20 protein-coding genes are annotated in these 21,828 nt (G+C 31.5%); 13 read left to right on the forward strand and 7 right to left on the reverse strand.

The window, feature by feature from the left end; genetic code table 11:
* Positions 1 to 89: 89 nt before the first annotated feature.
* The 8 genes from pruA (at position 90) to LQ608_RS11000 (ending at position 9,221) form a co-directional block, all read left to right on the forward strand.
* Positions 90 to 1,640: an L-glutamate gamma-semialdehyde dehydrogenase gene (gene pruA / locus LQ608_RS10965; protein ID WP_239751913.1), complete on the forward strand. Its 1,551-nt coding sequence runs from the start codon at positions 90 to 92 to the stop codon at positions 1,638 to 1,640.
* A 177-nt stretch (positions 1,641 to 1,817) separates the two neighbouring features.
* On the forward strand, positions 1,818 to 3,029 hold the full coding sequence (locus tag LQ608_RS10970; protein WP_239751914.1) for a CynX/NimT family MFS transporter: 1,212 nt from the start codon (positions 1,818 to 1,820) through the stop codon (positions 3,027 to 3,029).
* A gap of 130 nt (positions 3,030 to 3,159) precedes the next feature.
* The gene (locus LQ608_RS10975) at positions 3,160 to 4,260 is read left to right on the forward strand and encodes an amidohydrolase/deacetylase family metallohydrolase (RefSeq protein ID WP_239751916.1); all 1,101 of its coding nucleotides are present in this window, start codon (positions 3,160 to 3,162) and stop codon (positions 4,258 to 4,260) included.
* Positions 4,238 to 5,344, forward strand: a complete 1,107-nt coding sequence (locus LQ608_RS10980) for a DgaE family pyridoxal phosphate-dependent ammonia lyase (protein ID WP_239751918.1) — start codon at positions 4,238 to 4,240, stop codon at positions 5,342 to 5,344. The genes LQ608_RS10975 and LQ608_RS10980 overlap by 23 nt, the downstream gene beginning before the upstream one ends.
* The gene (gene dagF / locus LQ608_RS10985) at positions 5,341 to 6,093 is read left to right on the forward strand and encodes a 2-dehydro-3-deoxy-phosphogluconate aldolase (protein ID WP_239751980.1); all 753 of its coding nucleotides are present in this window, start codon (positions 5,341 to 5,343) and stop codon (positions 6,091 to 6,093) included. The genes LQ608_RS10980 and dagF overlap by 4 nt, the downstream gene beginning before the upstream one ends.
* Positions 6,086 to 7,102 (forward strand): sugar kinase, encoded by a 1,017-nt coding sequence (locus tag LQ608_RS10990; protein ID WP_239751920.1) that lies wholly within the window; start codon positions 6,086 to 6,088, stop codon positions 7,100 to 7,102. Before dagF ends, LQ608_RS10990 begins: the two co-directional genes overlap by 8 nt.
* Before the next feature lie 6 nt (positions 7,103 to 7,108).
* Positions 7,109 to 7,834, forward strand: a complete 726-nt coding sequence (locus tag LQ608_RS10995) for a GntR family transcriptional regulator (protein WP_239751922.1) — start codon at positions 7,109 to 7,111, stop codon at positions 7,832 to 7,834.
* Positions 7,835 to 7,886: 52 nt separating this feature from the next.
* On the forward strand, positions 7,887 to 9,221 hold the full coding sequence (locus tag LQ608_RS11000; RefSeq protein ID WP_208143559.1) for a GntT/GntP/DsdX family permease: 1,335 nt from the start codon (positions 7,887 to 7,889) through the stop codon (positions 9,219 to 9,221).
* A 516-nt stretch (positions 9,222 to 9,737) separates the two neighbouring features.
* Here LQ608_RS11000 and LQ608_RS11005 read toward each other — a convergent pair.
* From LQ608_RS11005 to LQ608_RS11030, 7 genes are all read right to left on the reverse strand, one after another.
* A complete protein-coding gene (locus LQ608_RS11005) occupies positions 9,738 to 10,742 on the reverse strand; it encodes an LLM class flavin-dependent oxidoreductase (protein ID WP_239751924.1) in 1,005 nt (334 codons plus the stop codon).
* 162 nt (positions 10,743 to 10,904) lie between these two features.
* Entirely contained in the window at positions 10,905 to 11,030 is a 126-nt protein-coding gene (locus tag LQ608_RS12510) for a hypothetical protein (RefSeq protein WP_275583099.1), read from the reverse strand.
* A 172-nt stretch (positions 11,031 to 11,202) separates the two neighbouring features.
* Positions 11,203 to 12,105: an ABC transporter permease subunit gene (locus tag LQ608_RS11010; RefSeq protein ID WP_239751926.1), complete on the reverse strand. Its 903-nt coding sequence runs from the start codon at positions 12,103 to 12,105 to the stop codon at positions 11,203 to 11,205.
* Entirely contained in the window at positions 12,102 to 12,956 is an 855-nt protein-coding gene (locus LQ608_RS11015; RefSeq protein ID WP_239751927.1) for an ABC transporter permease family protein, read from the reverse strand. Before LQ608_RS11015 ends, LQ608_RS11010 begins: the two co-directional genes overlap by 4 nt.
* 563 nt (positions 12,957 to 13,519) lie before the next feature.
* Positions 13,520 to 14,170: an SDR family oxidoreductase gene (locus LQ608_RS11020; protein WP_078358062.1), complete on the reverse strand. Its 651-nt coding sequence runs from the start codon at positions 14,168 to 14,170 to the stop codon at positions 13,520 to 13,522.
* Between the two features lie 113 nt (positions 14,171 to 14,283).
* The gene (locus tag LQ608_RS11025; RefSeq protein ID WP_078358063.1) at positions 14,284 to 14,652 is read right to left on the reverse strand and encodes a transcriptional regulator, SarA/Rot family; all 369 of its coding nucleotides are present in this window, start codon (positions 14,650 to 14,652) and stop codon (positions 14,284 to 14,286) included.
* A gap of 487 nt (positions 14,653 to 15,139) precedes the next feature.
* Positions 15,140 to 15,973 (reverse strand): aldo/keto reductase, encoded by an 834-nt coding sequence (locus tag LQ608_RS11030; protein ID WP_239751929.1) that lies wholly within the window; start codon positions 15,971 to 15,973, stop codon positions 15,140 to 15,142.
* A 181-nt stretch (positions 15,974 to 16,154) separates the two neighbouring features.
* Between LQ608_RS11030 and panD the strand changes: the two genes are divergently transcribed.
* The 5 genes from panD to murQ all read left to right on the forward strand — a co-directional run bounded on the left by panD (position 16,155) and on the right by murQ (position 21,828).
* Complete coding sequence (gene panD, locus LQ608_RS11035) at positions 16,155 to 16,538, forward strand: aspartate 1-decarboxylase (RefSeq protein WP_078358065.1); 384 nt, start codon at positions 16,155 to 16,157, stop codon at positions 16,536 to 16,538.
* A 12-nt stretch (positions 16,539 to 16,550) separates the two neighbouring features.
* Complete coding sequence (locus LQ608_RS11040; RefSeq protein WP_107509457.1) at positions 16,551 to 16,910, forward strand: DUF1304 domain-containing protein; 360 nt, start codon at positions 16,551 to 16,553, stop codon at positions 16,908 to 16,910.
* 185 nt (positions 16,911 to 17,095) lie between these two features.
* Positions 17,096 to 19,507: an MMPL family transporter gene (locus LQ608_RS11045; RefSeq protein ID WP_239751931.1), complete on the forward strand. Its 2,412-nt coding sequence runs from the start codon at positions 17,096 to 17,098 to the stop codon at positions 19,505 to 19,507.
* Positions 19,508 to 19,893: 386 nt separating this feature from the next.
* On the forward strand, positions 19,894 to 20,943 hold the full coding sequence (locus tag LQ608_RS11050; protein ID WP_239751934.1) for a MupG family TIM beta-alpha barrel fold protein: 1,050 nt from the start codon (positions 19,894 to 19,896) through the stop codon (positions 20,941 to 20,943).
* On the forward strand, positions 20,944 to 21,828 hold the full coding sequence (gene murQ, locus LQ608_RS11055; RefSeq protein WP_239751936.1) for an N-acetylmuramic acid 6-phosphate etherase: 885 nt from the start codon (positions 20,944 to 20,946) through the stop codon (positions 21,826 to 21,828).

The following is a 21,828-nucleotide window of genomic DNA, read 5'->3' on the forward strand; positions in this document are numbered from 1 at the left end:
ACTTGATAAAATTGGAAATAGAATAGTAAAATGTTCTATAAGAGGTATTTGACCTCTTATTAGGTTTATATATTTAGGAGGTATGAAGGATGGTAGTAGAATTTCACAATGAACCTGCAACAGATTTTACAAATCAAGAGAATCAACAGGCTTTTAAGGATGCTTTAAAAAAAGTTAAAGCTGAATTTGGAAAAGAAATTCCTCTCGTTATTAATGGAGAGAAAATTTTTACAGATGACAAATATGAATCTGTAGATCCAGCTAATCATCAACAAGTACTAGGAACAATTTCTAAAGCTTCTAAAGAACAAGTAGATCAAGCTATGGAAGCGGCTAAAGAAGCTTATAAGACTTGGAGAAAATGGACTCCTAAAGAAAGAGCTGAATTATTAATTAGAGTTTCTGCTATTATTCGTAGAAGAAAACATGAACTTTCTGCTTTAATGGTATATGAAGCAGGTAAGCCATGGAATGAAGCAGATGGAGATACAAATGAAGGAATAGATTTCATTGAATATTATGCACGTTCTATGATGGAATTAGCTCATGGTAAGCAAGTCTTTGATAGAGAAGGCGAGCATAATCAATATATTTATAAACCAATGGGACCTGGTGTTACGATTCCACCTTGGAACTTCCCATTTGCAATTATGACTGGTACAACAGTTGCGCCTATTATTGCAGGTAATACTGTATTGTTAAAACCAGCAGAAGATACACCGTTAATCGCGTACAAACTTATTGAAATTTTAGAAGAAGCGGGACTTCCAAAAGGTGTCGTTAACTTTGTACCTGGTGATCCTAAAGAAATAGGAGACTATTTAGTAGATCATAAAGATACACACTTTGTAACATTTACTGGTTCAAGAGCTACAGGTACACGTATCTTTGAAAGAGCTGCTAAAGTTCAAGAAGGACAGAACTTCTTGAAACGTGTCATTGCTGAAATGGGTGGTAAAGATGCGATTGTTGTCGATGAAAATATCGATACTGATTTAGCTGCTCAAGCAATTGTAGATTCAGCATTTGGCTTCTCTGGACAAAAGTGTTCAGCTTGTTCTAGAGCAATAGTGCATAAAGATGTCTATGATGAAGTTCTAGAGAAATCAATCAAATTAACAAAAGAACTTTCAATTAAACATACTGAAGGCGGTTCTGATGTTTATATGGGACCTGTTATTAACCAAAAACAATTCGACAAAATTAAAAATTATATCGAAATTGGTAGTAAAGAAGGTAAGCTTGAAGTCGGAGGTAAAACGGACGATAGCAAAGGATTCTTTGTTCATCCAACTATCATCTCTGATTTGAAATCAAGCGACCAAATTATGCAAGAGGAAATTTTCGGTCCAGTTGTTGGCTTCACAAAATGTGACAACTTTGAAGAATTGTTAGAAGTAGCAAATGATACTGACTATGGTTTAACAGGTGCAGTTATTACAAATAATCGTGAGCATTGGAGACAAGCATGTGAAGATTATGATGTTGGTAACTTATACTTGAATAGAGGTTGTACTTCAGCAGTAGTTGGTTATCACCCATTTGGTGGTTTCAAAATGTCCGGAACAGACGCTAAGACAGGTAGCCCGGATTATATGCTTAACTTCTTAGAGCAAAAAATTCTATCTGAACAATTTTAATCTATAAATAAAATATTAAACAACAAAGAGCAGTCAGATACTGTTATTACAATGTTTGAGGCTGAGACAATTAATTTGTCCAGCCTCTTTTTGTATACGTAAATAATTTTAATCTATTAATTCAATTATTTTCATGTAGTATTGTAATTATAAAAGATAATCACGGCGGTGAAAAAATTGGAAAATAATATTAAGAAATATAAATTTAAAGATATATGGTTGATTTTATTTGGCATGATATTTGTAGCATCTACATTAAGAGCACCATTAACCTCAGTTGGACCTGTAATAGAATTGATTAAATCAGATTTAGAAATTAGTAATAGTCTAGCAGGATTTTTAACAACAATTCCATTAATATTGTTTGGGTTCGTTTCGCCAATGGTATCTAAAATCGTTACGAAATTAACGATGTCTAGTACCATTCTTTATTCTTTAGTGATACTTTTAATAGGTTTGTTATTACGTGTCTCAGGAGATATAGGATTATTTATAATAGGAACAATTCTGTTAGGTGTAGCTATCGCATTTGGAAATGTCTGCTTACCAAGTTACGTGAAATGGAGGTTCCCATTACAAATAGGATTATTTACTGGCGTATATAGTGCAACAATGAATTTCACAGCCGGGTTAGGTGGGGGATTAAGTTATCCACTATCTGAAATAACACCATTAGGATTCCGATTATCACTATCATTCTGGGTTGTTTTAACTATATTAGCCATTATATTTTGGATACCACAAGTTAAAAGTGGAAAACAACAAGAAGTACAAGCAACTAAAGAAATGCAAAATAAAGTTCAAGGACCGAAAGTTAGAATGTCTACATCTAAATTAGCGTGGGTGGTTGCATTAACAATGGCAATGCAATCAATGGTATTTTATACAGTTATAGCATGGATGCCAACCATTCTAATAGACAAAGGATTGTCACCAACAGCAGCAGGCTATTTATTAATGTTAAATCAATTTTCACAAGTACCAATGACGTTTATATTCCCAATAATCGCATCAAAAATGCAAAACCAAAAATTACTCGTTACGATAGTAAGTATGTTGTTTATACTAGGATTTAGTTTATTATTTAGTCAATCATACATAGTATTAATCGTTGGAATTATAATAGCAGGATTTGGAATGGGAGCAGGATTTAGCTTATGCATGACCTTCTTTTCAATTCGAGCAAGAACAAACGCAGGCAGTATGTCCTTATCAGGATTTGGACAATCAGTCGGTTACTTTATCGCAGCAATAGGACCATTCTTAATAGGATTTTTACATGATTTATTAGGAGGATGGGATATCGGTATCATTTCATTAATTATAATATCAGTCTTATTCTATATCTTCGCATTACAAGCAGCTAATGATCAGTATGTAGAGGATTAGATGGAAGTAGTTTAAGGTCACTCAATAGAAGTGGCCTTTTTATTTTTTAACAATCAAACATTATAATGTTTAATGAGTTGTGTTTCTAAACATTATAATGTTATAATCTTTTTTAAAGAGGTGATCGTTTTTGAAAAGTTCAGGTATTATTCAAAATATCGCAACTACAAAGGGGAATCGAGTAGATATTTTAATAGAGAAAGGCATACTTAAAAAAATTGATAAGCCTAATTCTCTTAACGGTGAAATTATATTTAAAGGTGATGATTCAGTCGTTTCAACTGGATGGATTGATTTACATGTCCATGCATTTTCAGATTTCACTCCTTATGGCGATAACATAGATGACATTGGTATTAACCAAGGTGTAACAACAATAGTAGATGCAGGAAGTTGTGGAGCAAACAGAATTAATGAACTATATGATAGAGCATTAAAGAGTAAGACTAATGTCTTTTCTTTTTTAAATATTTCTAAGATAGGATTAGAAAGAATTGATGAATTATCTAATTTAGATTGGATTGATGCAAATGAATGTATGAATGCTGCTAGAAAATACAAAGAGATGATTATAGGTCTTAAATCGAGAATTAGTAGTAGTGTCGTTAAAGGGAATGGAACAATTCCTTTAGAAAAAGCTATTGAATTAAGTGATGAATTAAATTTACCAATTATGACTCATATAGGTTCAGCACCTCCCAAAATAGAAGAAGTCATTCCTTTATTAAGAAAAGGTGATATCATTACACACTTTTTAAATGGTAAAGACAACAATCTGTTTGATGACAAAAATAAACCACTTGATGTTTTATTAGATGCTATTAATAGAGGGGTTAATTTAGATGTTGGACATGGTAATGCTAGTTTCTCATTTCAAGTAGCTAAAATAGCAAAAGAAAACAAAATTCATTTTAATACGATCAGTTCAGATATTTATAAGAAAAATAGATTAGAAGGTCCTGTGTTTAGCTTGTCTAATGTATTATCAAAATTCTTGAATTTAGGTTATTCATTAGAAGAAGTAATTAATGCAGTTACAATACATCCAGCAAACATAATTAATAAAGCTTACTTATCGGAACTTAAAGAAGGTGATATTGCAAACTTAACAATATTTGATGTTCTTGATAAAGAAGTTGAATTTATAGATTCAGACAGAAAAGTAATGCAAGGATCAAAATTGATAAAAGAAAGAGGCGTATTAGCAAATGGAGAATTCATTAAATTATAAATATGGTTTGAAAAAAGTCATAAACGCTAGTGGAAGAATGAGTATATTAGGGGTTTCTTCTCCAACAGATTCAGTTATGAATGCAATGAAATTCGGTGGGCAAAATTATGTTGAAATTGCAGATTTAGTAGATAAATCCGGACGCTATATTGCTGATAAAATAAATGCTCAAGATGCGGTAGTTGTAAACTCAGCATCAAGCGGCATCGCACTATCAATAGCTTCGGTTGTAACTAAAGGTGATAAAAGGAAGAGTCAACTGTTGCATAATCAAGATATTGAACAAAATGAAATTATTTTATTCAAAGGACATAACGTACAATACGGTGCACCAATAGAAACAATGGTTTATTTAGGTGGAGGTTCACTAGTAGAAGTTGGATATGCAAATGAAGGTAAAAGTGAGCATGTAGAATCTGCAATAAATAAAAATACAGCAGCTATTTTATACGTTAAGTCACATCATGCAGTTCAAAAAAATATGGTGTCAGTAGAAGAAATATATGAAGTAGCACAAAGAAACAATATTCCATTGATAGTTGATGCAGCTGCAGAAGAAGATTTGGAGAAATATGTTCAATGTTCTGATTTAGCAATTTATAGCGGATCAAAAGCAATACAAGGTCCAACATCAGGAATTGTAGCTGGTAAAAAAGACTTAATTGAATCACTTAAAGTACAGTTGCACTTTATAGGAAGAAGTATGAAAGTAGGCAAAGAATCCATATTTGGTTTATTACAAGCAATTGATGAATACTATGAAAAAGTAGATAATTCCCAAAATGAAAAAGCCGAATTAAAAAAGCTAGAATCGCTTAATAATTATGAAGGAATAAATATATCGATTGTTCAAGATGAAGCTGGTAGAGAAATATATAGAAGTCGTGTTCAAATAGATCAGTCAGTAATTAATTTATCAGCAGAAGATGTTGTAAACAAGATGAAGAGAGCTGAAATCGCTATATATACAAGAGATTACGGTATTAAACAAGGATTTTTTGATATTGATCCAAGACCATTAAAAGAAAATGAAATTGATATTATTTATAATACATTAGTTAAAATATTGGAGGGAGAAATATAATGAAAATATTAGAAAGATTTTATAAAAACAGAGTGTCATTAAATGTATTAGCTAAAGGCAAAGAAAACATAGAAGACATTTATAATGTTGCAGAAAAAAATGTAATCATTGGAGTTCTATCAAAAGACTTTGACACTGTTAATCATGCAGTTGAAGCGATGCGTGAATTTGGAAGTGGCGTAGATGATGCGATTTCTATTGGTTTAGGTGCAGGTGATAATAAACAAGCTGAAATAGTATCTCAAATTGCTAAAAACTATCAAGGTTCTCATATCAATCAAGTGTTCACAAGTGTAGGTCAAACATTTGCTAATTCAGGGAGTGATACTTGGGTTAATGCATTGGTTTCTCCAACAGGTAAACCTGGATATGTAAATATATCAACAGGACCTTATAGTAGTGCAGGTGAAGAACATGCTATCGTACCAATTAAATCAGCAATTAATTTAATAAAAGATATGGGTGGATCATCAATTAAATTCTTCCCAATGAAGGGTCTTCAAACTAAAGAAGAATATGAATTAGTCGCAAAAGCATGTGGTGAAGAACAATTTGGACTTGAACCAACAGGTGGCATTACATTAGACAACTTTGAAGAAATATTAGATATCGCTTTGAAAAATAATGTTCCTAAAATTATACCTCACGTATATTCTTCTATTATTGATAAAGAGACTGGTTTAACGAAGCTTGATGATGTCAAATGGCTTAATAATAAGATTAAAGAAAAAGTTGATTTATATGAATAAACATATAGCTGCATACGGAGAAATTATGATGCGATTAACCGTACCAGATAATATGCTATTAAGACAAGCTGACACGTTAAATTATAGTTTTACAGGTACTGGTGTTAATGTAACAGGATTACTATCACAGTTTGGTTATCAAACGAGTTTAATTAGTTCAGTACCTGATAATTCAATCGGAACTACTTCTATAAGTGCAATAAGAAGACTTGGAATTAATAGTGATTATATTTTGAAACGTCATAATAATCTAGGTATGTATTTTTTAGAAGAGGGATATGGTAATCGTCCTAGCAATGTTACGTATACAAATAGAAAAGAAAGTAGTTTTAATACGGTAGAACTTTCACAATATAAGATAGATAACATTCTTGAAAATATAGACGTGCTTCATATTTGTGGTATTTCTTTAGCAATGAATGAAATGATGAGACAAAACATTCTTGAATTAGTAAAAGCGGCAAAACAAAATAACGTGTTAGTTGTTTTTGACTGTAATTTCAGACCATCTTTATGGGGTGATAATGGGAATGAGAAAGCGAAACCTTATTATGAAACAATTCTAAATGAAGCGGACATAGTGTTAATGAATGAAAAAGATGCTATTTATACTTTAGGCATAGGTTCTGATAAAGAAACTAAAGAAGAACAGTTAGAAGAAGTACTACCTATTGTTTCAAAAAAATATAATATTCCTATAATTGCAGGGACTAAAAGAATTATTAAAGATAATAGCCATAATGTGCTAAAAGGATATTTATTTAAAAACAATAAAATATATTATTCGAAAAATTATGAAGTAACAATATTAGATAGAATTGGTACTGGAGATGCATATACATGCGGTATCATCCACGGCGAGCTATCTGATATGAAACCACAAGAAATAGTTGAGTTTTCAACTGCATCATGTTCTTTTGCACATACAATATCAGGTGATACCCCATTATTTAGTGCAGATGATATAATAAAAGTCATGAGTAATGAAATTAATGATATAGAGAGGTAATGCTTTATGACGATATTATCATCAAAAAAAGGACCATTATATTTACAAATTAAACAGATTATAGAGGATAGAATTATCCATGGAATATACACAGTAGGTAATCATATACCTACGGAAACTGATTTTGAAAAAGAATTTAATGTAAGTAAAGTGACTGTAAGAGCAGCGATTAAAGAACTTGTTGCTTTAGGTTATTTAGAGAAAAAAAGTGGAAAAGGTACGACAGTAATAAGCCATAAACCATTTAATAAAGTTACTAAAAATAAGAACTTTACAGAAAAATTGGTTGAAGAAGGAAACGAAATCAAAAAGATTATTAAAGATATAGCTGTAATTAGAAACGAAAAAAATAGTGAATTATATAACATGTTCGGTGAAAATGCCTATAAAATTACAAGAGTATATTTATTAAATAATACACCATATATTTTATTCAATCATTATTTACCATATCCTTTAAATAGCCTGAGTAATTATGAGGATCAAAAGAAAAATAATGATTTATCAATTTACAAAATTTTAGAAGAGTCGGGTATTGAAATAAAAAATACAGAAGATTCTTTCTCAGTGAAAGAAGATCAAGCGGCTACTAAATTTTTAGAACTTAATAAATCTGTTTCGTTGTTAGTAAGAGAAAGACAATCTTATGATTACAATGGTGATACAGTTGAATATAGTATTGGTTATTATAATAGTAAGTTGAAAAAATATAGCATCAGTTTAAACAATTGATGCTTTAACTTTTGTGATTAAATGGTAGCGCTAACATAATAGGGGGAAAATGATGGATTCAAATATATATTTATTAATCATTACGCTACTTTCAATTGTGATTGTTATTTTAGGGGTTGCATTATGGAAATGGCATGCTTTTATCAGTTTAACGGTTGCAGGATTATTCTTAGCAATTATGGCAGGCATGTCTCCAGACAAAATTGTTACTGCATATGAGACGGGTGTTGGAGATGTTCTAGGACATTTAGTCGGCATATTAGCATTAGGGACTATTTTAGGGAAATTAATGTCTGATTCTGGGGCAGGTATGCAAATATCTGATTTCTTAATTAAAAAATTAGGTCCAAAGAAATTACCTTGGGCTATGCTGTTTTCAGGATTCATTATTGGTATTCCAGTATTCTTTGAAGTAGGTATTGTTATCTTATTACCATTAGTAATATCCATACACAAAACTACTAAAAAGAATATATTACTGATAGCTATACCATTGTTAGCAGGTTTATCAATAGTTCACGGAATTGTTCCACCTCACCCTGGGGCAATGACAGCAATAGGTATATATGAAGCTGATTTAGGTAAAGTATTATTATATTCATTAATCATAGCTTTACCAACTGCGATTATTGCTGGTCCACTATTTGGTAAGTTTATTAGTAAAAGAGTCATACCAGAAAATTCACCAAATATTATTAAAGTTAGCAATAAAACAACTGGATTTCCAAGTGTTTCAGTATCCTTCTTTATAATCGTGTTGCCGGTACTGCTAATGCTACTTTCAATTGTTACACCATATTTAGGTGACTTACCTAATTTAATTAAAAACACATTGTTATTTATAGGTAGCCCAGTTATAGCGCTATTGATATCATGTTTTGCAGCTTTCTATTTTCTTGGATTTAAGCAAGGCATGAATAAAAATGTAATTAAAGAAATAGTAGAAGAATGTATTTTACCAATAGGTTCAATTATATTAATTATTGGTGCTGGAGGAGGATTTAAAGAAATTCTTATAGAAACAGGAGTAGGAGAAACAATTGCTCAAATGACTGAGAATTTATCACTATCTCCACTATTATTAGCATTTTTAGTAGCTGGTCTAATTCGGGTAGCTACAGGATCTGCTACAGTTGCACTAACTACTGCAGCTGGAATCGTTTCGCCAATAATACAGAATTTATCCGGAGTAAATTTAGAGTTACTCGTTATTGCTACTGGAGCAGGTTCACTAATGTTATCACATGTGAATGATGCAGGATTTTGGATGGTAAAAGAATACTTAGGATTAAGTGTAAAAGAAACATTCAAAACATGGACAGTCATGGAAACACTTCTGTCCGTAGTAGCATTCTTAATAGCATTTGCATTAAATAGTTTTATATAGATAAAAAAGCTAAATTCATTTATTGAATCTAACTTTACATAAACCAGCCAACAAACTCTCAAACTTTGTTGGCTGGTTTTGTTATTGATATCATCGCAATACAAACAGCTCGTATTCAGTATCTAGATGAATAGTAAAGTTAGAGTGGAGAAAGCGTAAGGGACATAATTCTGAGAAATGTCCGTAAGAGGGGTGCTAAGGGACATAATTCTGAGAAATGTCCGTAAGAGTGGTTGTAAGGGACAAAATTCCGAGAAATGTCCGTAAGAGGTGCTGTAAGGGACATAATTCTGAGAAATGTCCATAAGGGGTGCTGTAAGGGACAAAATTCCGAGAAATGTCCGTAAGGGGTGTTGTTAGGGACAAAATTCTTAGAAAAGTCCGTAAGAGGTGCTGTAAGGGACAAAATTCCGAGAAATGACCGTAAGAGGGTGTTGTCTAAGGAGCATAATTCGAAATTCTGCCAGTTAGCCATCACAGGAACTAATATTAATCCAACGCTCTATAACAATTGCTTTAACTGTCACTCAACATTGCTTCTGCGATTAGTTGATAGGATCTTTTTTTATCTTCAAAGTCATATATATTTGTAATGATCATAAATTCATTTGTTTGATAGAATTCTGCTAGTTTGTGTAGCTCTGTTTTGACTGTTGTTGGTGAACCGACTATACATCTTTTTCTATTTTCTTCTATTTGTTCTAATTCTTCTTTTGTGTATTCTTCAATATTTATTTCTTCTCGTGGTTGTACTTTTGTGCCTAATCCTTTTCCTACGTTTAATAACCATTTGTCTTGTGTGATTGCGAGTTCTTCTGCTTTTTCGTCGGTTTCTGCACAGACTACAAATATACAAATGATTGTTGTCGCTTCTTTATGATTTACTGATGGTACGAAATCATTATTATAGCGTTTCATGGCTATTTTACCGTATTTAGGATTTATGAAATGTCCGAATACAAATCCAATACCTAGTTGTGCTGCATTTTTCGCTCCATTTTCAGTAAGTCCTAATAACCACATTGCTGGTGGGTTATCTATTCGTGGTCCTGCTTTTACGAGTCTATATTCGTGATCTCTAGATAGTGTGTTGTGCAAGAATCCTTGTAAATCTGATGCTTGTCTATAAAAGTCTTCTTTAGGTTTAATATGATTATCTGTTAATGCTTTTTGAGTGATAGGAGAACCACCGGGTGAATTGCCAAACCCTAAGTCGATACGATTAGGGTACAAAGCTGATAATGTTTTAGCATTTTCTGCGATTTTATATGGGCTATATTGTGGCAGTAATATACCACCAGATCCGATTCGAATTTTATGAGTAGAAGCGGCGATTTGTGTCATTAAAATTTCAGGAGAAGAACTTGCTAAACCGCTTGTATTATGATGTTCTGCTACCCAATATCGATAGTATCCTAGCGATTCAGTCCATTTAGCTAATTTAATTGTATTTTGTAGCGTTTCTTCAGGATTACTGCCTTTGGATATTGGCGCTTGATCTAATACACTTATTTTTAACATGATGCTCCTCCTTAAAATTTATATCTCATATTTATTATAAGTATATCTTATCTTTCAAAATATAATGATATTTTGCTTGGGTATTATTTTTTGAATCTTGTGAAATAAATTAATAATGAACTTAATTATATATTGGAAAGACGCTGTCTACTGTAAAAGTATTCAGTGTCTTTTCATTTTCATATAGAATTTGAAGCTTTCAGATATATTCATATCTCTACCAGCATCTTGAAATGCAGACAGGAGTTTAAAGCGTTTGATACCAGCTTGTTCAGCAGCTTCAATCATTTTAGTAAAGCAGTCTCCATCAACTGCTTTTGTGAGTTCAACACTAGCACCTGCATTAAATATTAATGGATCAATACCTTGAAATTTAGAAGCGTATTCTGATACGTCTGTTTTATAATATTTGCTAGATCCTCTTTATCTATAACTCCAATAGGTTCTTCACCACGTTCAGCTAGTGTTTTTTCGAGATGTTTTCCAATATTTCCGTTCGCGCCAATAAATTGATAATGATGAATATATATAATATGCCTAATAAAGGTGCATAGAATGTCCACCAATTTATTGTTAGCTCGTTTGAGTGAAATCCTAATAAACTACTTAAGTCATTTATGCTTGGTCGTTCTATAATTTCACATGCTGGACCATAACAAACTTTTGTACCTCCAAAGAATATTTTGAAGAAGGCTAGGTGTGTCATGACAAGCAAGGTTTGAAAACATATTCTCAAAAATATGATTAAATATTGAGTTTGGATGTTAGGTAATACATGTTTGATAAAAATATGTTTATTATTAGGACTAATGGTATAAGCAGCATCGATATAGTCTTTATTTAATATGTGTTGGGTTGATTCTTTTATCAGCATGGTTGTCGTTGGTGTCATTAAGATTGTCAGAATGATGATATTGTAGATAATTCTAAATTGCATAGTAGTCGTAAAGCCATCTATCGTTTCATATAGTAAAGGTTGTAATAAGATATACGCCAATATGGATTGAGGAATATAAAATAAAGCATTAGAAAAGACGCTGTAAATACTTGTTGTTTTGCGATTAAATGCTAAATAAGTGCCAATTACAACCGAACAAAGAACCGATAAGCTTGATATGATCATGATAATCAGTACAGTGATACGATATCCAGATAACACTTCAAATAACATATTTTTAGAAGCAGCATCAACACCAAATAAAGCTTTAAAGCTAGGTGCAAATGGTGAGCTTTTCATGATATCTCCATTAGAATTGTATAGAAAGTTCATAGGTTTAGGCGTGATGTTTAGTAAGTCAAAATAAATAATACCAACTAGTGCAGGTAAGACAAGTAACGTTAATAGCATATAAAATTTCTTCATGATAACCCTCCCCGTACGCCAGTGATCGTAAATAATACTTTATGACTCATAAATATGGCGAGAGATACAGGTACATAAATCAATATAAACGTGACAAATAATACTTCTGGTGATCTATAATCAAATATAAATGATGACAAACCGTGCATGTTAAAGATTCTTTCCAAGAGTAACAAACTTGAAAAGGTGATCCAGATAATATGTTTAAAATTGATTAAATATGATGCAAACAAATTCCTTAATATGTGCTTAAAGTATAGTTCTACATTTGATAAACCCTTCGCTCTAGAAAATTCAATATAATCCGTACGAGATACATCATCTAGAATACTACTTAAAAATGTCACGCTACTCACAAAAGGTATAATGGATAGCACTAAAATAGGGAATAATAAAGCTTTATCCTCTGAACTATTTGCTATATTAAACAATAGAATATCTGTATATCGATAAAATAATATCACTAATGAAATAGAAAAAGGTATATAAAAAATATCTGGAATAATAGATAAAACCGTATTAATTTTTAAATACCATTTTTTAATATGTTCATTGACATATAGAAGGTATATAAATAATAAAGATACGATAAAAGCTAACAATAGTGCTGAAAATAAAATCACAATAGTATTTATCCAAGGTTCAATAAAGAACGGAAATAAACTGCGTTCAACATGTGATATTTTATTTGTAAATATAATATCCTGAGGATGAAATATGTATAAAAACGTCGACTGTAACGCTTTAAGATAGTTCAAGAAACTAAAACGTTGATCATCAAAAAAAGCAGGCAAACACGCTATTAATAAGAATGCGATTATCGTCATGATGAAATTCAATAATTTTCTCATAAGGCATTTACCTACTTTCTAAATAAATTAACAGGAGGCATTCAAAGTAATCTTTGGTAAAATTTTACACAATTTTCAGATAATACACAAGTTTCTATTTCATTCAATTTTCTGGATAATTCAAAATAATGTTTTAATATTTTGTAACTTCAATAGGGTACATAAAGAATACATCAATATTTATAAAACTGTTTAACAACATAAAAATATCCTGAACACTATCAAATTGTGTTCAGGATTGTTTGTTGGAAATTTCTTTTATCTTTGTTCAATTTTTCTAGCGTTTAATCTCTATTTTTCATTATTGCCCCAATTGTCTTAGTAGTACTTCTTATAAAACCACCAGCAAAGAAGGTATTTAAAATTATATAACTCATTAACATAGTACTTAACAAAGTTTTGGCTTTACCTTCATTAACTTCAACGAATACAACAAAAAAGAATCAAGTGAAATAAATTAATAATGAACTTAATTATATATTGGAAAGACGCTGTTTACAGTAAAATAAAATAATAAAACACCGCGAAGGAAGGGAACATTCCTACTTCGTGGTGTTTTGGTGTTAATTGCTGTATTTTTCTACTGCTTGTTGAATAGGTGTCTTACCTTTTGTAAGCTCTAATATTTTATGGGAAGTGTTTGGCTGGTTAAGTAATTCTACAATTACATTTGCGACATCATCTCTTGGGATTTCATCGTAGCTGATTGCGTAACCAAGCGTTATTTGTCCATTTGCTTCATCGTTAGTAAGCGTGCCTGGACGAAGAATTGTCCAGTCTAATGCAGATTGTGCTAATTCTACATCGGCTTGTCTTTTCATTTTCATATAGAATTCGAAGCTTTCAGATATATTCATACCTCTACCAGCATCTGGAAATGCAGACACGAGTATAAAGCGTTTGATACCAGCTTGTTCAGCAGCTTCAATCATTTTTGTAACGCCGTCTCCATCAACTGCTTTTGTGAGTTCGACACCAGCACCACCAGCACCTGCAGTAAATATTAATGCATCAATACCTTGAAATTTAGAAGTGTATTCTGATACGTCTGTTTTTATAATATCTGCTAGTTCCGTTTTCACGCCAAGTTGATTGAGTTCTGGAGCTTGTTCCTCTTTACGTATAAATCCAATAGGTTCATCACCGCGTTCAGCTAGCGTTTTTCCGAGATGTTTTCCAATATTTCCGTTCGCGCCAATAATTGCTACTTTCATATTTGAACTTCCTCTCTAATAGAAAATGTTTACTATTAAAGCGTATATAAGAAAAGGTTTATTTTCAATTAAATAGATTTATTGCTGAAATCTATTTCTTATTTCATTGATATTTATAAAAGTGTTTTGTCATCTTCTGAATTGACCTTACGTAAATGATCGATTGTGATTTCTTTGCAAGTACGTAATGTATTATTAATTGCTTCATAATCAATATTTTTCAATATAATAGAACGTTCATCTAAAGGATCTCTTACTTTTTTAAAGTAATTTAATTCTTCGAGAGTTTTAATTGCACCAGTTAGTTCAGAAGAAGATGGTTCAAACATTAGTTTTCGAAGCTTTCTAACGTATATTTCATCCTCATTCATTTGTTCTATATAATATAAAGTAAGAATGTCCATTCTTTTTAGTTGTGTTTTATCAAAGATGTTGTTGAAAATGTCTTTTTTTAATAGTTCGTAATGCATAATCTTTTCCATAATATCCTCCTGGTTATTTAATTTTTTTCCAAATGTATATATCTTTGTTGTTAGCTTATTGATTAAAATAAAGTATTTCCAAATTTTAAGCATTTGTTGAAGGTTTATTGGGAAAAATATATTTCTCCTAAATAATACCAAATTATTAACTAGTAAAGCAATATAATAAGTAAAAAATCATATGTATTTTATTAAAATAATAAATTGCAATAATAATTGTATAATACAAATAAATATATAATTTGCTTGTGTATAACAGAAAAATCAAAAAAATGGAAAAAGAGTCTAGGACAAATTATTTGTCCTAGACTCTTATATTGGTAAAGCTTATATTATTTTAAAAGATTATTATAAAAGTAGTTATCAGAGATGGCATCCATACTCACACAAGTCAGAAGAAGTGTAAGCAAGGACATCCATACTCACACAACGTAAGAGAAGTGCAACTAATGATTGTCTTAATCAAGGGTTCACGCTTATCAATAACTTAACCATTAAATTCTGCTGGGTTTGGTCCTATGCGTTTGTTTTCGTTAAGTGCATCTAATCTCTTGATTTGATTATCGTTTAAACTGAAGTTAAAGACTTCGAAGTTTTCTTCTATACGTGATGGTGTTACTGATTTTGGTATTGTGATAACGTCATGGTCGATGTTCCAACGTATGATGACTTGTGCTGGTGATTTATTTATTTCTTTAGCAATACGATTTACTGTTTCGTCTTGTAGAATTTCTGCATTCATAAGTGGTGACCATGATTCCATTTTTATTTCGTGTTTGCTTAAATAGTTTCTTAGTTCTGTTTGTGTTAAGTATGGGTGAAATTCTACTTGGTTCAATACTGGTTTAACATTAGCTTGATTGATTAGAATTTCTAAATGATCGATATTGAAGTTACTTACGCCAATATTTTTAACTAATTGTTGATTATATAAGTTTTCCATACCTTCCCAAGTGTTCAATAGTAAATCTAAATCTGTACCTGGCCAATGCATTAAATATAAATCTAAATAATCTAGACCTAGTAAGTTTAATGATTTTTCATATGCTTTTTGTACATTGTCTTTTCCATAGTCATCTATCCATATTTTAGATGTGATAAATAAATCTTCTCTTGTAATATTAGCTGCTTTTATACCTTCAGCAATACCTTCGCCGACTTTTACTTCATTTCCATATATAAATGCTGCGTCGATACTTCTATATCCAGATTGAATAGCGTGTTTGACTGCATCTTTAGCTACGTCGTTATTTTCTACTCTAAAAACACCTAAACCTACGCTTGGCATACTATTTCCATTATGAAACTTTGTGTAATTCATATTCAAAACTCCTTTTTATTAATGTATAGATTAGTATAATGCTATATAGAGTGAAAGGTAAGTACGCACTATTTTGTTCTATAGGCACTAAAAAGTAATATTAAGATTTAATAGTTGACGGATTATAAAATCATTGTATGATAATAACGAGTATATAAATATAAATATGGAGATGAATACGATGATTAGAACTATGATGAACGGGAAGATTCATCGTGCTAGAGTAACTGAAGCCAATTTAAATTATGTAGGTAGTATTACGATAGATGCAGATATTTTAGATGCAGTAGATATCTTGCCAAATGAGAAAGTAGCTATAGTTAATAACAATAATGGTGCGCGCCTTGAAACTTATGTTATTGAAGGTGAACGTGGCAGTGGCAAAATTTGCTTAAATGGTGCTGCAGCAAGGTTAGTTCAAGTAGATGATATTGTTATTATTATGAATTATGTTCAAGTTACTGATGAAGAAGCAAAAACGCATGCACCAAAAGTAGCTGTTATGAACGAGAAGAATGAGATTATTGAAATGATACATGAAAAAGAAAATCAAATTGTTCTCTAAAGGAGTATTGTTATGCATATACTAGCAACTATTTTTGTAGTTATTGTTGCAATTGAACATTTGTATATTATGTATTTAGAAACGATTGCGACGGATTCTAAAAAAACATCACAAACTTTCAATTTAAAGCAACAAGTATTAAAAGATAAAAATATTCAAGTCCTTCTGAAAAATCAAGGTATATATAATGGCTTGTTAGCTATAGCTTTGTTTTACGGGGCATTTTTATCATCAAATCCGAAAGAATTTGTAGCTTTATTGTTAATATTTATTATTGTAGCAGCAGTATATGGCAGTCTTACAAGTTCGAAATCCATTATATTAAAGCAAGGTGGACCTGCAATAATCGCCTTAATTCTATTATTATTATAAAAAATTAGAATCCTAAATGTGAACGTTTAGTAAACGGCTTTTCTACATTATTTAAAAAGTGTAGACAAAGTATACACATTTAGGATTTTATCTCTTTTTAGAAGCATTTTGACATGATACCATAAGCGTTATGTTGTATACACTGTATGCATAAACTATAGAGTAGATTTAAGGGAGGAAGTATTTTGGCTAATTTTTTATTTAAATTAGGATCATCTATTGCTAAACATAAATGGTTAACAATTATTATATGGGTTGTTGTTTTAGCGGGCATTATCACACCATTAGCAATTAATAAACCCACTTTCGATAATGACATTACAATGAATGGTATTAAGTCAATCGATACGAACGATAAGATTGAAAAGGAATTTAATCAAGATAGTGAAAAGGCAAATGTACGGGTTGTCTTTAAAAGTGATGATAAAAAAGGTATTACAGACAAAAAAGCAATGAAAGAAATTCAAGATGCATTAAAAGATGCTAAGGATAAAGATGATGATATAAAAGAAATTACAGATCCTTATAAAAATAAACAAATAAATAAAGATCAAACAACTGCTTTTGCAGATATCAATTATAAAGTTTCTCAAACATCTATAAAATCTGATTCTGTAGATAAAGTCAAAGATGCTATGAAACCTTTAGACGATGAAAACATACAGACAGAACTTACAGGTAACGCTTTAAACGCAAATACTGAAGTTGGAGGTAGCTCTGAAGCAATTGGTATTATTATTGCTTTCGTAGTATTACTTGTAACATTCGGATCATTAATTGCTGCAGGAATGCCTATAATTAGTGCACTAGTTGGATTAGGTTCTAGTATAGGTACAATCGCGTTACTAACATATTCATTTGATATTCCAAACGTTACGCTTTCATTAGCTGTAATGATAGGACTCGCATTAGGAATTGATTATGCACTGTTTATATTATTTAGATATAGACAAATTATTAAAACTGAGCAAAATCATGTTAAAGCAATCGGCTTAGCGTTAGGAACAGCAGGTAGTGCTGTTATTTTTGCGGGGGTAACAGTTGTTATTGCCGTATGTGGACTTGGATTAGTCGGCATTGATTTCTTATCTATAATGGGATATGCATCTGCATTAAGTGTTGTATTTGCAGTATTAAGTTCCATTACATTACTTCCAGCAGTAATCAGTGTGTTCCATAAACAAATACATCCAAAGAAACGCAAAATTCATTCTAATGAGAGTTTAGATACTCCTTGGTCGAAATTTGTAGTAGGAAAACCGTGGATTGCTATACTCATTGGACTAGTAATATTACTAGCAGCCGCACTTCCAGTTACGCATATGAGATTAGGTATACCTGATAATGGTATGAAACCTGATACTTCAACTGAGAAAAAAGCATATGATATTATTTCTGATGATTTTGGAGAAGGTTTCAATGGACCAATCGTAATGCTTGTAGATACTTCAGATAAAAAAGATGATCAAAAAGCCTTACAAAAAGATTTACAAGGATTAATGAAAGATGTTAAAGATATTAAAAATGTTGAAACAGTTACACCACCTCAACTAAATAAAGATCAAGATTATGCACTTGTTACAGTACTTCCTGAAAAAGGACCAAATGCAGAATCAACATATGATCTAGTACACGATTTGAGAGATTATAATTCAGACTCTAAAGATAAGTATGACTTAAGTACTGAAATATCAGGACAAAGTGTTATTAATATAGACATGTCAGAAAAACTTAACGAAGCAATACCATTATTTGCTGGTGTAATTATATTATTAGCATTCGTATTATTAATGGTAGTATTTAGATCTATAATCATTCCACTTAAAGCAGTACTAGGATTCGTATTATCACTTGCTGCAACGTTAGGATTTACGACGCTTGTTATGCAAGATGGATTTATGAGTGGATTATTCGGAGTAGATACAACAGGACCGTTGCTAGCATTCTTACCCGTAATCACGATAGGGTTGCTGTTTGGTTTGGCAATGGACTATGAAGTATTCTTAATGTCTAGAATCCATGAAGAATATGTACGTACAATGAACAATACAAAATCTATTAAAGTAGGACTAAAAGAAAGTGGACCTGTAATAGTAGCAGCAGCATTAATTATGTTCAGTGTATTTATAGGTTTCGTATTCCAAGATGATGTAATGATTAAATCTATGGGTATAGCATTAGCATTTGGTGTGTTATTCGACGCCTTTGTTGTAAGAATGACTATTATACCAGCACTAACAAAATTATTTGGCAGAGCATCATGGTACTTACCAAACTGGTTAAACACAATTTTACCTAAAATAGATATTGAAGGACACGCATTAAGTGAAAATAATAGCGTTGAACAAACGACAGAAAACAAAAATGTAAGTACAATTGAAGTCAGTCCAAAAACTAAAGACTTATACGATAATATAGATTCAGCTTCAAAAGATGAAGTGTTATATAACGCCTTAAGTCAGTACAACAATAAAACAGAAGAACAACAACATTCAGAAACTGACAATGAAAATATAATGAGCATACTGAACCAACAAAGTAAGAATATCGAACAAGTTAACCACTTAATAGAACGTATGATTAATAAAGATAAATAATCATATAAAAATAACAAGCCTTCCATTAGACATAATTCTGATGGAAGGCTTTTTTAATTTATAGTGAGAGGCAAATATAGGTTAAGAGGATAAGGGATTAAGAGATTAAGGAATAAGGGACAAAATTCCGAGAAATGTCCGTAAGAAGGGTGCTAAGGGACATAATTCCGAGAAATGTCCGTAAGAGGTGCTGTAAGGGACATAATTCTGAGAAATGTCCGTAAGAGATGTTGTCTAAGGAGCACAATTCAGAATTCTGCATCTAAGATTCCTATATAAACGCTCAATTGTAATATCGTTCCGATTACTGATAATATTTATATAAATATTGAAATTAAATTCCAAAAATGAGATAATGTAAACGATTCCAAAAAGGATGTGTTGATATGTTAGGTTTTTCAGTATATTTAGGTGAATCTTTTGATCGTTCTTATATTGAAACAATGCTAGATAAGGGTTTTCGTTATGTGTTTACTTCTCTTCAAATTCCTGAAGAGGACTCAAGTCAATATTTTGATAAGTTAAAGAAATTGAAGCGTCTTGTAGGAAATAAAGCTGAAATTATAGCTGATGCAAGTCCTCATGCTTTTTCCAATCTTGGTTTGTCTTATAAAGAACCGGAAATTTTAAGTGAAATAGGCATAGATTATATTAGATTAGATATTTCATTAGAACTTTCGGATATTATTTCTTTATTAGATAAAGTGAAAATTGTCTGTAATGCTAGTACAGATGCTATTGATTTACTTAATCAATTACAATCTCAAAATGTTGATATGACTCGCATTATGGTTGCACATAATTACTATCCTCGTCCTGAAACTGGTTTGGATAAACAATTCTTTATAAATAAAAACGAAGAGTTGAAGGTATCTTTTCCAGATGTTTCAGTAATGGCATTTGTTCCTGGAACAACTTTAAGAGGTCCGGTATATCAAGGTTTACCTACATTAGAAGACCATAGAAAAGTCCATCCTCTAGTTGCTGCTAAAGAATTATTAGCACTAGGTGTAGATGATATTTGTATAGGGGATACGCATATCAATCAATCAACGATTAATCAGTTCAACACCTTCTTTAATAAAGGAATCGTGTCACTTCAAGTGCAATCCGAAACAAAGCATTTAGATTATGTTATTGGGAGAATTTTTCATAATAGGAAAGATAAAGCTAGAGATGTGATTAGAGCGGAAGAAGCAAGGCAAACTTTTAAAGATGAAGTAATGCCTGAAAACACGATTGCAAGAAAAAGGGGTGCCATTACTTTAGATAATGTAAAGTATGGTCGATATATGAATGAGTTACAAATTGTGAATAAGAGTTTAAATAGTAATAAAGCAGTAAATGTTATTGGTCATGTATGCGAACAAGATTTGGCATGCATAGACTTGATTGATGCGGGAACTGCATTTCAGTTTGTTGAGGGGGAAGAATAAATGGATATTAGTCGTTTAACGACAGAAACAAGAAACGAGCATTCTTCAAAGTTAGATACTTTAACACCAGCCCAATTCGTTGAAGTAATGAACAATGAAGATCAAAAAGTTGCCCAGTTTATTAAAGAAGAAAATACAGCTATAGCTAATCTTATAACACAAGTTATAAAGAGCTTAAACAATGGTGGAAGATTAATTTATATGGGAGCTGGAACAAGCGGAAGATTAGGTGTTCTAGATGCTGCAGAATGTGTACCAACTTTTGGAGTGACACCTGATGTTGTAATAGGCTTAATTGCAGGTGGTCAAAAGGCAATGACAGTGGCTGTTGAAGGTGCAGAAGATGATGAGCGTCTTGGAGAACAAGATTTAAAAGACTTAACAATTAATGAGCACGACACAGTAATTGGCATAGCTGCTAGTGGGCGAACACCCTACGTAATCGGTGGATTAAAATATGCTCAAAAAATAAATGTGCCTACTGGTTGTGTTACATGTAATAAAGAATCTGAAGTAGGAAGACACGCTAACTTCCCCGTACAAGTAGATGTTGGTCCAGAAGTATTAACAGGGTCTACGAGACTTAAAGCTGGAACTGCACAAAAATTAATTCTTAACATGATTTCAACTGGTGCCATGGTTGGTATAGGAAAAGTGTATGAAAATTTAATGATTGATGTAAAACCAACTAATAAAAAGTTAAAACAACGTGCAATTAATATGATACAAGAAGTATTAGATTGTTCAGATGAAGAGAGTAGTAAACTATTTCAAGATAGCGGAGAACAAGTGAAAGTAGCTATTGTGATGGGGATGCATCATATAACTAAGGACGAAGCAATTGAAAAATTAGCACAAGCTAAGGGGTTTGTAAGAAATACGTAA

The sequence above is a fragment of the Mammaliicoccus sp. H-M34 genome (assembly GCF_022386495.1).
In the GTDB taxonomy this organism is placed as follows: Bacteria; Bacillota; Bacilli; order Staphylococcales; family Staphylococcaceae; genus Mammaliicoccus; species Mammaliicoccus fleurettii.